This is a genomic window from Mucilaginibacter metallidurans, assembly GCF_003286435.2.
Classification (GTDB): Bacteria; Bacteroidota; Bacteroidia; order Sphingobacteriales; family Sphingobacteriaceae; genus Mucilaginibacter; species Mucilaginibacter gossypii.
The window spans coordinates 6,246,270-6,260,017 of record NZ_CP043449.1 but is presented as its reverse complement, the minus strand read 5'-3'; the positions used below and the strand labels follow the sequence as shown (position 1 = coordinate 6,260,017).

The window sequence follows — 13,748 nt, the reverse complement described above, 5'->3', positions numbered from 1 at the left end:
TTTTAGTTATTAATATGTGAGGGAGGGGTAAACTTAAGCCCTCATCTGTTCGCTGTAGTAAATCAAAGTAAGTGCCATTGCACAGTAAATGACATTTTAATGACTTTAATTCGCAAAAGGTGTGAACATGTGTATAATTTATTATACACATGTTCATTTTGTTCGTCAGCAAAGGAGCAAAAAAAACGTCCCTTGTTTTTAGCAAGAGACGTTCTTTTTATAGGGTATACCTAATTTACATTTTAGGCATCCTGCGCATCATGTTGGCCATAGCAGCGGGATTGCTCATTTGCTTCATCACTTTTTTCATATCATCAAACTGCTTCATGAGGCGGTTAACTTCCTGTAAATCGGTGCCCGAACCTTTGGCTATACGGTTACGGCGGCTTTGATTAATGGTTTCAGGGTTAGCTTTTTCAAACGGGGTCATCGATTGGATAATAGCTTCAATAGCTTTAAACGCGTTATCATCAACCTCAACGTCCTTCATCATTTTGCCCACACCCGGTATCATGCCCATCAGATCTTTCATGTTACCCATTTTCTTGATCTGCTGGATCTGGCCGTAAAAGTCGTTAAAGTCGAACTTGTTTTTGCGGATCTTCTTCTGTAGCTCGGCTGCCTCTTTCTCGTCAAACTGCTGCTGAGCGCGTTCAACCAACGACACCACGTCGCCCATACCCAGGATCCTTGATGCCATACGATCGGGGTGGAAAACGTCAAGCGCTTCCATCTTCTCGCCGGTACCAATAAATTTGATAGGCTTATTAACAACCGATTTGATAGAAAGGGCTGCACCACCACGAGTATCACCATCGAGCTTGGTTAATACCACACCAGTAAAATCAAGGCGGTCATTGAACACTTTAGCAGTATTCACAGCATCCTGGCCGGTCATGGAGTCAACCACAAACAGGATCTCGTGTGGTTTTACGGCATCTTTTACCTGCTCAATCTCCACCATCATGGCCTCGTCAATAGCCAAACGGCCGGCGGTGTCAATAATTACCACGTTATTGCCGTTCTGTTTAGCCTGTGCTATCCCTTCGCGGGCAATAGCGACCGGGTCTTTCGAGTCGCGATTGGCATACACCGGGATGCCTATTTGCTGGCCCAATACCTCCAGCTGATCAATAGCCGCGGGGCGGTAAATATCATCAGCAACCAGCAATGGTTTTTTATTGCGTTGTGTTTTTAAATAATTGGCAAGCTTACCGGTGAAGGTTGTTTTACCGGCACCATTCAAACCGGCAATAAGGATGATGGTAGGAGTAGCCGGAAAATTAAGATCGGCTGTGGTACCGCCCATCAACGCGGTAAGCTCATCGTTCATGAGCTTGGTAAGCAACTGGCCCGGCGAAATAGATGTTAATACATTATTACCAAGCGCTTTTTGCCTTACATCATCGGTAAATGCTTTGGCAGTTTTATAATTAACGTCGGCATCAAGAAGGGCCTTGCGGATCTCCTTCATGGTTTCGGCCACGTTTATTTCAGTAATAGTTCCCTGACCCTTCAGGACCTTGAACGCCCTGTCGAGTTTATCCGAAAGATTTTCAAACATTATATTAAAAAACTTTAATCTTTTTTATAAGGATACAAAGGTATGATTTTGAACTATATTAACTCAATTACTTAGTAGATTAACTTGTAACCCCGGCCACGAACATTGAGAATACTTACTGACGGGTCATCTTTCAAATAACGCCTCAGCTTGGTAATAAATACATCAAGGCTCCGGCTACTAAAATAATCGTTGTTTTGCCAAAGGCTTAACAATAACTCATCACGATTAAGCAGTTGGTTTTTATTCATAATCAACAGGTTAAGAATTTCACCCTCTCGAGTGGTCAACATGCGGTTTTTCTGTTCAAAATTGAGTTCCCCTTGCGGATAATGAAACCGGTACCGGCCAATCTTGGTAATGCCGGCACTTTTATTTGTCACCAGCCTGTTTTTACTCAGTAAAGCCCTTATCCGAATAATGAGCTCCTCCAGGCTGAACGGTTTTTTTAAATAATCGTTCCCCCCGCTTTCAAACCCCTCAACCACGTCCTGCGGTAAAGATTTGGAAGTAAGAAAAATCACGGGTATTTCTGTATCCACATTCCTGATCTGCCGGGCAAGGTCAAAGCCGCTGCCATCAGGAAGCATCACGTCAAGCACTATGATATCGGGCTGGCTATCGTAATAAATGACCTTAGCCAACGCAATGGTATCAGCCTGAAACACGTTAAACCCTCTTGATTGAAGGCTCTCCTGTACTATCTCGGCCAGTACCGGTTCATCCTCAACCAGTAAAACCTTAACGTTATTTATATTGGCCATGCTAAACTAATTGTAGTGCCCTTACCTAACTCGCTTTCTATTTTACACCATCCCCGATGCCGATCCACAATGCTTTTTACATAGCTCAGCCCAAGGCCATGGCCTTTTACACGGTGTTGGTTTCCGGAAGGTACGCGGTAAAACTTTTCAAACACCAGCGGCAGGTCATTAGCTGCTATGCCTATCCCATTATCTTTTACCTCGATGATCAAAAAGTTGTTCTTTATGCTCACACTTATCACCAGTTGAACCCGGGGGCCCGAATACTTAAGTGCGTTATCAACCACATTATTAACTGCATGTTCAAAATACAATTGATCAACCATGATTTTATTTATTCCGGTACTATTTACATAGTTCCAGTTTATTTCCTTTCCGGGCAATGCTGCCGCGCTTGCTAACAGACCTTTTATTTCGGCGTCGATATCAACACGTTCTGGCTTTATATCAAAATCCGCGTTTTCATACACCGAGATGCTTAGCACCCGATCAACCAGCCCGGCCAGTTTTTCGAGTTCATTTTTGGTATGAGAAAGATAACGCTGCGTCTTTTCACGGTCATCAAGTACACCAAAGCCGTTCAATGCTTCTATTGCAGCCGAAGCTGTGGCAATCGGCGTTTTAAACTCATGGGTTATGTTGCTAATAAAATCATTTTTGATAGCCGATAGCCTTTTTTCCCTAAACAGGGTACGCAATAAATAGATAAGGCTAAAGGCCACCAATGCGATAAGCAGCAGCGAACCGGCAAACATAAGTCCCATACGCCCAATAACGTATGAAAAAGGATTGCTGAACATGGCCCTTACGTATTTGTCGCTGCCTTTTTGTTTATAGGTTGGGTACGATTTGGTAATGATGGGATAACGGGCCAGCAGCTTTTCATCAAAATGGTTCAGGTTCATCGTGCTATCGGCATCGCGCAAATAAAATCGGAAGGGGATATCGATATTTCTTTCCTTCAGATAATTTACAAGTACTGGTCTTAGGCGTGTCGTGTCAAAATCATACTTATTAACGTTATCGACCATAAAGCCGCCAAGGTTTTGAGTGCGATAGTATACAACATGATTTTGCAGATCTTCGGTGCGCATGGTGTATGCAAACCGTTGGGCTATTATCCATTTAAAAGTGGTATCACCGGGCAACAATGCCTGGTTAATACCGCGAAAGCTTAATGCCGAAGATGAAAATTTTTGTCCCGGCTTATGGGCGTTTGCTATAGTAAAAATGTGTTTCTTTTCTGTTGTATCAAACCTGCTTGTCATCAAAAACTCGGTAGTATCCATTAGCCGTTTGGCAAGCAACTGCTGTATCGTATCACAACGGAGGCTAAATTCTTTTTTCAATGCATCCTCAAAAGCCATATTTACCTCTTTTTCAAAAGTGGCCTGGTTTACCGCATAGTAGTTTTTCACCCAGTAAAATTGCAACAGTAAAACATTTGCAATTGCCACGGCACATATAACGATAACAAAGCGGGTGTTTTTCGGCATTATCAAATGTAAAACATCGACGTTAAATACGATCAGCTGTTAACATAATATAACGTTTGTTAACCTGACCGATAACACAGTTTTATTTTTACACACTCCATTTTTGCGGTATAAAATCCGTATTCATCATGAAAAAAATATTCGCGTTGCTTTTATCGGCTTGTTGCTTTTCCGCATCGGCCCAGCAAACTTTAAAACCCGGCGATATTATTCCCGCTATTGTTATAAAGCCCATTATTAATGCGCCGGCATTGCAAGTTAACCTTGCCGACTCGACTAAAGCACCATTCTACATTTTAAACTTTTGGGGTACCTGGTGCAGTCCCTGTATCCCCGAAATGGACGCTTTGGCCAAACTGCAAAAAGCAAATGAAAGCAAGATTCGGGTGATTGCCATCTCCAACGAACCAGCCGAACGCTTAAAAAAATACCTGGCCAAAAAACCATCAACTCTATGGCTGGCCAGCGACACATCTTACTTTTTATATAAAGCATTCGGGTTTTCATCTGTTGGGCAATGTGCTATCATTAATAGCAGGCATCAGATCATGGCACTTGTAAAAACAGATTCGGTAAATCAACGGCTAATCAATAAACTTATGGCCGGTAAGTCAATCGAATCATCGGCAGAAGTAAAGGAAGCACCAATAAACAACAGCAAAGATATTTTCGGAGTAGATAGCACTATTAACGAAAGTTTTACCATTCGCAGCTACATGAAGGGGCAACAAAGTATGGGCAGGCACTATTTAAACGCGCCATACAATGGCAGAAGGGTGAGTTATATTAATGTTTGTGCTGATGCTTTATTTAAAGATGCGTTTGACATAACCTCCTCAAAACAGATCGTTTATGAGATAGATGAAAAGTCATTATGTGACTTTGATAATAAAAATTCCCTTTATTGTTTTGATCTGTTAGTTAAACCCGAAGATAAGGACAGTCTCAGCAGCATCATGCAAAAGAAGCTGCTAACTTCACTCCCTATAAAGGCCCGGATATCCGAAAAGTTAATCCCGGTTTATGTACTCAGAGTAAACCCAGACCAAAAATTAGCATTCCAGGTGTCAACGCAAAATAAATCGATGATCAGTTTTAGCGGGGAAGGGTATAACGGTACATCAGTGTCGTTGGCAAATTTCGCAAATGATTATTTGAGCAATGACCTTGACCGCCCGGTTGTGGATGAAACCGGATTGAAAGAAAAATACGATATAAAAACCACGGTCGATCTGCGTACGCAAGAGGGAGTAGTACAGTCGGTAAACAGGCTCGGCCTTATACTGGATAAGGCCGAACGTAAAATGAAAGTATTAGTGTTTTACAAATAGGTTACGGGAACCGGTACAGCATCCCCAATCCAATACCTTCATAGCCTTGCGCTGCGGCGGCGGTGTGTTTATCGTAAAGCAAAGTGCCGTTAACTGTCGCGCTGATGAGCCTGTTAACCTTTGCCGATAACACCAAATCGACACGGTGAGTGATGAACTTAGGCGATTGCGCATAGGGAATAAACAGTGCGTAACGCGTATTGAGGTGAATGTTTTTGGCAATATCTTTATCAAAGAGGGCTACAACCTGAAATGCGAGGTCGTTTTTAACGGTCTTTAACGTATCCACTCCGTAGTTATCGGGTTTCCAGATGTGAATCTTATCATCCAGTACAAAGGTTTGCCTTGCAGTACCGGTACCTAAACGCAAATCGAACCAACTCTTTGGCTTATACTCAAAACCGACCGATTCGGTAAGATAACCCGGCGACATGAAGTTGGATATATATTGCTGATCGAACTTGCCGTTACCGAGATCAACATAATTGAACCCTTTATCAAATTGCGACTCGAACGTCAACGCACCGAAAAAATACCAGCTTTTTGATAATTGCGAAGCTACTTTGTTATCAAAATAAATACGGTCCTGCGTTTTACGTTTGCCCTGGCCTTTATTTTTTGATACCCCGTAGGTAAGGTTAAGCTCCGACACATAACTAAATGGAGCTTTGTTATATTCGGTATGGTAAATAAAATTTGAACCCAATGCCACCGCGCTTACGCCACCCGCCGCATAATTGCTGCTAAATGCCGACTGGCTAAAGTTCAGCCCAAATGTGATTACCTTTTTCCAGTAGTTTACTTTATAATCGAGCATGGTAACAGGTACCATTTCGCGCTGGATCTGTATGGGGCGAACCCGGGTGGGGATGGCGTTTTTGCGAGAATTTATCCGGTATTTATTAAGTACGGCAGTGTCTATTTTAACACTATCTTTTTTCAGGGTATCTGTTTGTGCTTTTGCTGATAAAACGCACGTGACTGATAATGCGAGTATTAGTAATCCCGGTTTTGTTTTTAACATAGTAAACAAATTAAAGCAAAAATCTCCTTTTTTACCCACAATAAACAAAAATGTTGCTTCAGGGTTTAGTCTGGAAAACGAACTTTAGGCAAAAATATTGGAATTTCCGGATATTAAAATGAACCTTGTATTAAGGTTTATCTGCCTTATTCGCGGCCAAGATCCTTCTTGCTATCTTCGGGTGTAACAAGCGGGGTAAGGGAATACGGCCGTTTTTTATACTTTAAAAAGCGATTGAGGTTGGTTTTAATAGAGGCTATAAACTCATAGTCGCTGGCGGTTTTTACAAGGTAATAGCCGGGGCGGTACCGCAGCATGAAGTCGGTAAGCTGCTGATCTTTTAAGTTGGTTATGGCGCCAACATAAGTTCGGTTAAAACGATAGTCAATAACACTTTGCTGATAGTCTTTCTCAATAGTTTCGCGCAGGCGGGCAGCATTGCGGCCACTGCGGCTTAATGAATTGTAAAGCGCGTCGATACTTAAGCCAGCACCGCCCGGCCCAAAGCTCAATAAATCTTTATTGTTAAGAGGCCCGAAGATTTTGGTATAATCGTTTTTGGTTGCAGCAAGCCGTTTTTGGGGGTTAAGCAGGGTATCGCGCACAATAACTTCTTTAAGCTGTATGGCTGTGCGCTTCATATAAACGGCAAGTGATTCGCCGCCTTGCACTTTCAATGTATCGGGATGATGATCTGATTTTGTAAAAACAAGCACATCGCCCGGCTGGGCATCTATCTTGAATTCACCTTTAAAAGTATTGTAAATAGATTTGCCGGTGGTGATGTTCTGTACATTAACTTTGGCTATGCGGTCTTTGCTGTCTTTATCAAACACAACCCCATCCACGGTTTTTTGCTGGGCAAAAACCGGGGCCGCGGGCAGGGCAAAACATATCAGGAGCATCCACAATTTCATTGCGGGGGCAAAAATACGTGTTGTAGAGCGGGCGATCATACAATTTAACAACAATTAACCTTTAGAGGAAAGAGCCAAGATACCAGGAGTCAAGAATCAAGATAAATATTCGGTGATACCTAATCTCAAATTCTTTTGACTCTTGATTCTTGTTGTCTTGACTCTCTATTTTACGACAACAAGCTTCTGGCCAATTTTAATGCCATTGTCGCTCATACTGTTTAATGCTTTCAGGTCATCAACAGTTATTCCAAAACGCTTGGATATGTTGTATAGTGTATCGCCCTGTTTTACGGTGTAGATCTTATCGTCGGGCGGGGTTTTGGAAAGGGTATCCTGAACAGGTTTGCCAATGCTATCGTTGATCTGCGATAACACACGGTCCTCCCGTTTAATTTTAGCAATCTCGCCTTCGGGGCGGTCGTACTGATCGAGGTTATATTTTACAATAATATTGATAAGCAACTGCGGATACTTAGGATTAGTAGCATAACCTGCCTTTTTCAACCCATAAGCCCAGCCTTCGTAATCGTTCTTATCCAGTTCAAAAAGTTTAGCGTAATTTTTACGTTTTAAAAACGCCGAGTGGTCACGGAAGGAATCTTCCGGATTATCATAAACGCGGAAGCAATCATTCACGTTATCGTCATCCTTATAATAGCTTTTGCCGGTCCAGTCGCTGGTGCATTTTATGCCGAAGTGGTTGTTGGCATATTTGGCCAGGTCACTATTGCCGGCGCCCGATTCAAACAAGCCCTGCGCCAGGGTAATACTGGCCGGGATACCATACTGGTTCATTTCCTGGATGGCGATGGCCTTGAAGCGGTCAATATATTCTAACGAGTTGTATGACCGGTAATTGGCAATAGCGTCCTTGTTGGCTTTTTGGATATTGCTGTTATTGCGTTTGGCATCTCGGTTTGATACTGTAGTGGTTTTTTTGCGGGCAGAGCATGAACAGAGGCAAACTACAGCAATGAACAGGTATATGGTTTTTCGCATGAGGCTTAAATCTTATTATGTGGCATATAACCAGGGCCAAATTAAGATTTTATAAACGTAATTATTGCTGTTTAGTTGTTGCGTCGGCCAATTGCGTTTGGTTTGCCGGATTTTCATCCAGGTCATTGAGGTTATACCTGTTAATGATACCTAAAACCTGCGATGCCCATCTGCGGCTACCGGCATAACCGGCACGCTGAATACCTTTTGCCCATCCTTTATAATCATAATGGGTAAGCGCGTCGGCCAGGTGGCTAAACTGCTTGCGCTCGGTCATGATACGTGCAAAGTCCTGGAACGAGTCAAAAACCGAATCGTATCTTTTATAAGAGGTACGAACTTTTTTGTTGTGTTTGGTATAAACTACGGTATTGTAACCTTTTACTCCAAACTGGTTATTAAGGTTTTGTGCTATGTTGCTGTTCCCGCAGCCCGATTCATGCATGGCTACACCTAAAACGATGCTTGCCGGGATCCCGGTTTCGTGCATGATCTTAATGGCATCATCTTTGAACTTTTCAATGTAAGATTGTGAGGTATTTTTCTGTGCTGAAGCAGCTAATGTTGAAATCAACAGTGTTGTAATCAGTAAGATTTTCTTCATAATTTATTTTTTTCTGATAACCAGCAGCCCGTCGCGTACCGGCAGGATCAATTTTTCTATCCTGCTATCAACAGCTATCTGGTCATTTAGTTTGCGGATTCCTTCGGTATCGGCATCTTTTTCGGTGCCGTACACCTTTCCTTTCCACAAAACGTTATCAATTATTATTAATCCTCCGGATCTGACTTTGTCAAAAACTAATTGAAAGTAAGTATAATTATTCTTTTTATCGGCATCTATAAACACTAAATCAAAAACATCCTCCTGTAAATCAACAATAACGGCCTCTGCCTGCCCAAAATGCAGCTTTATTTTGTTTTCAACATTTGTTAGTTTAAGATGTGAAGTGATGATCTCCTCCATTTCGCGGTTAACTTCAATGGTGTGGAGGATGCCGTCGTCGGCCAAACCCTCGGCCAGGCAAATAGCCGAGTAGCCTGTATAGGTACCTATCTCCAGGATGCGCTTAGGCTGCACCATTTTGCTTAAAAAACTAAGCAACCTACCCTGGTAATGCCCCGATAGCATGTTGGGTTTTAACACCTTGATATGCGTTTCGCGGTTGAGCTTTTTAAGCACCTCCGGCTCCGGGTCGCAATGGTCATCTAAGTAAGCCAGTAAGGCATTAGGGAGAATATCCATCCTGCAAAACTACGAATTTTATTTTTAATGGTGCTCAAATGCATTTTTCAATCTGATTAACAATACTTTACAACAAATAAATCTTCTTTGAATATTAATAAAAAAAGCGTCATTGCGAGGAACGAAGCAATCCCAAGCTATACAGGGCGGACCTGCCAATAGGGGATTGCTTCGTTCCTCGCAATGACGCTTCTATATACTCTTAGCTGCCTTCAATCTATCCTATATCATTTTCCCCTAATCAGCTTAAAATCTCGTCCCCATCCAACTCTGCAGCAGTATCACCGCCGATATCGTATCCACCAACTCCTTATTTTGCCGGTGTTTCTTGTTCATGCCGCTTTGGGCGATAGTTGCTGATGCCATTTTTGAGGTAAAGCGTTCATCAACCATTTCGATAGGGATTTCGGGGAAAGTTTTCTTTAACAGGTTTACAAACCCTTTTACATGAATGGCCGATTGCGAGGGGGTGTTGTCCATCTGCTTTGGTTCGCCTACGATGAACCGCTCCACTTGTTCTGCTTGCAGATATTTTTTTAAAAACTCAATAATGTTATTGGGGTGGATGTTATCGAGGCCTGTCGCGATGATCTGCAAAGGGTCGGTAACCGCAATGCCGATGCGCTTGGTTCCATAATCAAATGCCATTACTCTCATTTGGTAAAGATATGAGATGCGAGATATGAGATGTGAGAATTTTTGAATATGATGACAGTCACTCTTACTTTCCATCAAGTAAGGACGCTCTGCTATGCCATTCTTGTCTCAAATCTCACATCTCCTATCTCACATCTAAAATCAAATTACTATTTTGCACCAAATGCAGTTTAAAGAAATAGTAGGACAGGAAGCAACTAAGCAACGATTGCTTAACACGGTGAGCGAGAACCGGGTAAGCCATGCGCAATTATTTTTAGGCCCCGAAGGATCGGGCAGCCTGGCGCTTGCTGTTGCCTATGCGCAGTACCTATCCTGCGAAGACAAGCAGCCCGGTGACTCATGCGGGGTATGCTCTTCCTGCCGGAAGTACCAGAAACTGATGCACCCGGACCTGCATTTTTCTTACCCTTTCTTTGCAAAACATAAAGATGATACAGCGCTTACTTTTATTGAGCAATGGCGCGGCGCTTTAACGGCTAACCCATATTTAAGCCTGGACATATGGCGCGGGTATCTGGATGCCGAAAACAAACAGGCCAATATCAATATTGCCGAATGTCACCAGATCATTAAAAAATTAAGCTTTAAGCCTTTTGAATCGGAGTATAAGATCCTGATCCTCTGGCTTCCCGAATACCTCGACAAAGAGGGGAATGCTTTGCTTAAAATTATTGAAGAACCGCAGCCCAATACGCTGTTTTTATTAGTAGCCCAAAACCAGGATCAAATCCTGAACACCATATTATCGCGTACACAGCTGGTTAAAATACCCGCGTTGGAGTATGATGAAATTAAGGAACATTTAATAAGCGTCCATCACCAAACCGAGGAAGCCGCTGCCGAAATTGCCTACCTGAGCAATGGCAACATGACCGAAGCACTGGCCATGCTGCAGCAGGACAACAAAAGCTATCACGAGCTGTTTGTACAATGGTTGCGCTATTGCTTTGGCAATAAAGGTATTGAGGTGATGGCTTTTGTGGAGCAGTTTGCCAAAATGGGACGCGAAAACCAAAAAAACTTTTTGCGTTATGGTACCAGCTTTATCCGTGAATGCTGTTTACTCATTGCCGGGGCCGGTAGCCTGGTACATTTACCGGCAAAGGAACTGGACACGGCTCAAAAAATGAGTAATGTGCTGAGCATTGGCAAATCGCAAATGATTATTGATGAGCTGGAAAAGGCACATTATCATGTGGAGCGCAACGCTAATCCCAAAATCTTATTTTTAGATGTATCTTTACAAATTATTAAAATACTAATAAATAAAAATGTCCCTGCGGGGAATCAATATATGCCAAGTTAATTATGGGATGTGGAAGTTGCTCAACAGGTGGCGGATGTTCGCCTGCGGGCTGCAAAAGTAACGGCAGTTGCCTTACTAATGGTTGCAGCAAATTAGATGTTTACGATTGGCTGTCGCATATGGACATGCCGACTAACTATAAGCCTTTTCAGGTTATTGAAGTTAAGTTTAAAGGCTCGCGCAAGGAGTTTTATTTAAACAACGATAATATTTACCTCGAAGCCGGCGAACTGGTGGCTGTTGAAGCAACCACTGGTGGCTACGATATTGGCCATGTTTCGCTTACCGGCGAACTGGTACGCATGCAGATGGTAAAACGCCATGTAAAGGAAGCCGATGTTGTAAAAAAGATCTACCGTAAAGCTACCGTTGCCGATGTTGACAAATGGAAAGCCGCCAAGGATATGGAATGGGAAACCATGCACAAATCGCGCAAGCTGGCGCTTGACCTTAACCTGAGCATGAAGCTAAGCGATGTGGATTACCAGGGCGATAAAACCAAGGCTACATTTTATTATACGGCCGAAGGCCGCGTTGATTTCAGGGAACTGATCAAGAAAATGGCCGAAACCTTCCGCATCCGTATCGAGATGAGGCAGATTGGCATGAGGCAGGAAGCAAGCCGTTTAGGCGGCATAGGTTCATGCGGCCGCGAGCTTTGCTGCTCAACCTGGCTTACCGATTTTAAAACCGTATCTACTTCGGCAGCCCGCTATCAAAACCTTTCGTTAAATACGCTGAAACTGGCCGGCCAGTGCGGCAAGCTGAAATGCTGCCTTAACTATGAGCTGGATACTTACATGGATGCCTTAAAATACATCCCTGATAATGTAAACACCCTTAAAACCCAAAAAGGGGATGCCCGCTTGCAAAAAACCGACATCTTTAAAAAAATAATGTGGTTTAGCTACCCGGGAGAAGAATCATGGGTTCCGTTGCCAATAAAAAAGGTTAAAGAGATTCAGCAGCAGAATAAAGATGGTGTGATCCCTGAAGACCTTGGTGAAATTGTTGAAGTTGAAACACCCGCGGCAAAAGCGCTCGATTACGAAAACGTGGTTGGCCAGGATAGCCTCACCCGCCTCGACGAACGACGCAATAACAATAAAAAGAAGAACAAAAACCGTAATAAAAACCAGAAACCCGGAGGCCAGGCGCAAGCCGAGGGCAAACCGGCCAATCAGCAGCCGCAGCAGGGATCGGGTAATCCGCAGGAAAAACCGGCACAGCAGCCACGTCCTGAAGGAAACCGCCAGCAGCAAAACAATAACAGACCCCAGGGTAACAGGCCTCCCCAGCAAAACAGACCGCAGGGAGAGGGCCGGCCTCAAGGCGAAACCAAACCTCTGAGAGAACCGAGACCACAGGGTGAACCGAGGCCACAAGGCGAAGGAAAACCACAGGGTGAAGGAAGCGGTAATAACAACAGGCGCCGCAGGCCAAACCGCCCAAACCGGAATAATAATAACGACAATAATCAACAGGCAAAACCTGAATGAAACGGGCTTTAAATATCATTTACCCGGCAGTATTGTTATTGGTAACCATATTTGCCGGTTCCTGTACCGATCCTAACAGGATCATTGATACCAACACCGAGATTGCCGATCATAACTGGTCGTACGTTAACCGCGTAAACTTTGATGTTAAAATTGATGATGAAAAAGTTGCCTATAACCAATACCTTAATTTACGGGTTACGGGCAACTATAAGTACTCCAACATTTTTGTATTGGTTAATCAAATCTCGCCCGATAAAAAAACGCATACTACGCGTTTTGAGGTAAAGCTGGCCAATCCCGATGGCGAATGGCTGGGCAGGGGATCAGGTAACCTTTACAGCTACCAGGTGCTTTTGCGTAAAGATTATCATTTCCCCACCAAAGGCGTTTACCGTTTTCAGATAGAACAAAACATGCGTGATAACCCCCTTCATGAAATCAGCGATGTAGGGTTAAGGATAGAGAAAGCTCAATAATTTATACTAAGGGATATTATAGGTAACGGTAACCGAGCCATGCGTTAACACTTCCCTGTCGGTATCCTGTACAACTATTTTATCATTGTCATAAATTCTGTAAGTTACGGTATTGCTAACGTCTGATGCAACAACCAGGGTTACCTGGTCGTTTTGATTCAATGTAGCAGTATAGCTGTATGATGATCCTTTTGCAACAGCTTTCGCATCAACTATTTTAGGGCTGCTATCCGTTGTTTTATATTCGGATAATGAAACATTAAAGGCATCTGCTCCGCTTACCGTAACTTTTATAGTGTGGGGCTGCGGTGGTTGCTCTGTGCTCTTTTTTGAGCAGGAGGCAAACAGCAAGCTTATCAATATCCCATAAATCAGTTGCTTCATAATTGGTTTTATTTGTGAATATGCTTAATTTATACCAGTGAACAAAATCTTAATAATAAAACTGAAACGTATAACT

At 43.0% G+C, this 13,748-nt stretch carries 14 protein-coding genes; 4 read left to right on the top strand and 10 right to left on the bottom strand.

Annotated features, from left to right (window positions below; translation table 11 throughout):
* Nucleotides 1–235: 235 nt before the first annotated feature.
* The 3 genes from ffh to DIU38_RS26855 form a co-directional block, all read right to left on the bottom strand.
* A complete protein-coding gene (gene ffh / locus DIU38_RS26865; protein WP_090532696.1) occupies nt 236–1,564 on the bottom strand; it encodes a signal recognition particle protein in 1,329 nt (442 codons plus the stop codon).
* 71 nt (nt 1,565–1,635) lie between these two features.
* On the bottom strand, nt 1,636–2,328 hold the full coding sequence (locus DIU38_RS26860) for a response regulator transcription factor (RefSeq protein ID WP_112653154.1): 693 nt from the start codon (nt 2,326–2,328) through the stop codon (nt 1,636–1,638).
* On the bottom strand, nt 2,316–3,824 hold the full coding sequence (locus tag DIU38_RS26855) for a sensor histidine kinase (protein ID WP_112653153.1): 1,509 nt from the start codon (nt 3,822–3,824) through the stop codon (nt 2,316–2,318). The genes DIU38_RS26860 and DIU38_RS26855 overlap by 13 nt, the downstream gene beginning before the upstream one ends.
* 128 nt (nt 3,825–3,952) lie before the next feature.
* Between DIU38_RS26855 and DIU38_RS26850 the strand changes: the two genes are divergently transcribed.
* On the top strand, nt 3,953–5,155 hold the full coding sequence (locus tag DIU38_RS26850) for a DUF3738 domain-containing protein (protein ID WP_112653152.1): 1,203 nt from the start codon (nt 3,953–3,955) through the stop codon (nt 5,153–5,155).
* Nucleotide 5,156: 1 nt separating this feature from the next.
* Here the strand turns inward: DIU38_RS26850 and DIU38_RS26845 are convergent, their stop codons facing one another.
* From DIU38_RS26845 to ruvX, 6 genes are all read right to left on the bottom strand, one after another.
* Complete coding sequence (locus DIU38_RS26845) at nt 5,157–6,179, bottom strand: DUF3078 domain-containing protein (RefSeq protein ID WP_112653151.1); 1,023 nt, start codon at nt 6,177–6,179, stop codon at nt 5,157–5,159.
* A gap of 146 nt (nt 6,180–6,325) precedes the next feature.
* Nucleotides 6,326–7,135, bottom strand: coding sequence for a carboxypeptidase-like regulatory domain-containing protein (locus DIU38_RS26840; protein WP_146750311.1), 810 nt, complete (start codon nt 7,133–7,135; stop codon nt 6,326–6,328).
* 126 nt (nt 7,136–7,261) lie between these two features.
* Complete coding sequence (locus tag DIU38_RS26835; protein ID WP_112653149.1) at nt 7,262–8,098, bottom strand: glucosaminidase domain-containing protein; 837 nt, start codon at nt 8,096–8,098, stop codon at nt 7,262–7,264.
* Between the two features lie 61 nt (nt 8,099–8,159).
* Complete coding sequence (locus DIU38_RS26830) at nt 8,160–8,702, bottom strand: glycoside hydrolase family 73 protein (RefSeq protein WP_112653148.1); 543 nt, start codon at nt 8,700–8,702, stop codon at nt 8,160–8,162.
* 3 nt (nt 8,703–8,705) lie between these two features.
* Nucleotides 8,706–9,344, bottom strand: coding sequence for an O-methyltransferase (locus DIU38_RS26825; protein ID WP_112653147.1), 639 nt, complete (start codon nt 9,342–9,344; stop codon nt 8,706–8,708).
* Nucleotides 9,345–9,590: 246 nt separating this feature from the next.
* Nucleotides 9,591–10,001, bottom strand: a complete 411-nt coding sequence (gene ruvX / locus DIU38_RS26820; RefSeq protein WP_112653146.1) for a Holliday junction resolvase RuvX — start codon at nt 9,999–10,001, stop codon at nt 9,591–9,593.
* A gap of 163 nt (nt 10,002–10,164) precedes the next feature.
* Between ruvX and DIU38_RS26815 the strand changes: the two genes are divergently transcribed.
* From DIU38_RS26815 to DIU38_RS26805, 3 genes are read left to right on the top strand one after another with little or no spacing between them, the layout of a single operon-like run.
* Complete coding sequence (locus DIU38_RS26815; protein WP_112653145.1) at nt 10,165–11,310, top strand: DNA polymerase III subunit; 1,146 nt, start codon at nt 10,165–10,167, stop codon at nt 11,308–11,310.
* Between the two features lie 2 nt (nt 11,311–11,312).
* Nucleotides 11,313–12,809 (top strand): regulatory iron-sulfur-containing complex subunit RicT, encoded by a 1,497-nt coding sequence (ricT, locus tag DIU38_RS26810; RefSeq protein ID WP_112653144.1) that lies wholly within the window; start codon nt 11,313–11,315, stop codon nt 12,807–12,809.
* Nucleotides 12,806–13,288, top strand: coding sequence for a gliding motility lipoprotein GldH (locus DIU38_RS26805; RefSeq protein ID WP_112653143.1), 483 nt, complete (start codon nt 12,806–12,808; stop codon nt 13,286–13,288). The genes ricT and DIU38_RS26805 overlap by 4 nt, the downstream gene beginning before the upstream one ends.
* 6 nt (nt 13,289–13,294) lie before the next feature.
* On the opposite strand, the gene DIU38_RS26800 is transcribed toward DIU38_RS26805, so the two are convergent.
* Entirely contained in the window at nt 13,295–13,672 is a 378-nt protein-coding gene (locus DIU38_RS26800) for a hypothetical protein (protein WP_112653142.1), read from the bottom strand.
* Nucleotides 13,673–13,748: the final 76 nt, after the last annotated feature.

What these genes read in the sequence shown, in the direction of transcription:
- DIU38_RS26850 (WP_112653152.1), top strand. Translation starts at nt 3,953, where the DNA reads ATGAAAAAAATATTCGCGTTGCTTTTATCGGCTTGTTGCTTTTCCGCA.
- DIU38_RS26825 (WP_112653147.1), bottom strand. Translation starts at nt 9,344, where the DNA reads ATGGATATTCTCCCTAATGCCTTACTGGCTTACTTAGATGACCATTGC.
- ruvX (WP_112653146.1), bottom strand. Translation starts at nt 10,001, where the DNA reads ATGAGAGTAATGGCATTTGATTATGGAACCAAGCGCATCGGCATTGCG.
- DIU38_RS26860 (WP_112653154.1), bottom strand. Translation starts at nt 2,328, where the DNA reads ATGGCCAATATAAATAACGTTAAGGTTTTACTGGTTGAGGATGAACCG.
- DIU38_RS26800 (WP_112653142.1), bottom strand. Translation starts at nt 13,672, where the DNA reads ATGAAGCAACTGATTTATGGGATATTGATAAGCTTGCTGTTTGCCTCC.
- DIU38_RS26855 (WP_112653153.1), bottom strand. Translation starts at nt 3,824, where the DNA reads ATGCCGAAAAACACCCGCTTTGTTATCGTTATATGTGCCGTGGCAATT.
- ffh (WP_090532696.1), bottom strand. Translation starts at nt 1,564, where the DNA reads ATGTTTGAAAATCTTTCGGATAAACTCGACAGGGCGTTCAAGGTCCTG.
- DIU38_RS26830 (WP_112653148.1), bottom strand. Translation starts at nt 8,702, where the DNA reads ATGAAGAAAATCTTACTGATTACAACACTGTTGATTTCAACATTAGCT.
- ricT (WP_112653144.1), top strand. Translation starts at nt 11,313, where the DNA reads ATGGGATGTGGAAGTTGCTCAACAGGTGGCGGATGTTCGCCTGCGGGC.
- DIU38_RS26815 (WP_112653145.1), top strand. Translation starts at nt 10,165, where the DNA reads ATGCAGTTTAAAGAAATAGTAGGACAGGAAGCAACTAAGCAACGATTG.
- DIU38_RS26835 (WP_112653149.1), bottom strand. Translation starts at nt 8,098, where the DNA reads ATGCGAAAAACCATATACCTGTTCATTGCTGTAGTTTGCCTCTGTTCA.
- DIU38_RS26805 (WP_112653143.1), top strand. Translation starts at nt 12,806, where the DNA reads ATGAAACGGGCTTTAAATATCATTTACCCGGCAGTATTGTTATTGGTA.
- DIU38_RS26840 (WP_146750311.1), bottom strand. Translation starts at nt 7,135, where the DNA reads ATGATCGCCCGCTCTACAACACGTATTTTTGCCCCCGCAATGAAATTG.
- DIU38_RS26845 (WP_112653151.1), bottom strand. Translation starts at nt 6,179, where the DNA reads ATGTTAAAAACAAAACCGGGATTACTAATACTCGCATTATCAGTCACG.